Source organism: Halomonas marinisediminis, from assembly GCF_004347715.1.
GTDB lineage: Bacteria > Pseudomonadota > Gammaproteobacteria > Pseudomonadales > Halomonadaceae > Halomonas > Halomonas icarae.
Genome location: NZ_SLTR01000668.1, coordinates 1 through 235 on the forward strand (window position 1 = coordinate 1; position 235 = coordinate 235).

Annotated in this window: 1 pseudogene; it reads left to right on the forward strand. The window is 62.6% G+C overall.

Going from position 1 to position 235, the window contains the following annotated elements:
• Positions 1-235, forward strand: a pseudogene (locus tag E0702_RS18180) (xylose isomerase); the annotation flags it as partial.

The window sequence follows — 235 nt, forward strand, 5'->3', positions numbered from 1 at the left end:
TCAGCTTCCTGTCGGAGTTCGGCCTGCAGGACGAAGTGAAGATGAATATCGCGCAGGGCCATGCGATCCTGGCCGGGCATTCCTTCGAGCACGAGCTGGCGCTCGCGCGGGAGTTTGGCATCCTCGGCTCGATCGACATGAACCGCAACGATTACCAGTCGGGCTGGGACACCGACCAGTTCCCGAACAACATCCCCGAGGTGGCGCTGGCCTATTACGAGATCCTGCGCGCGGG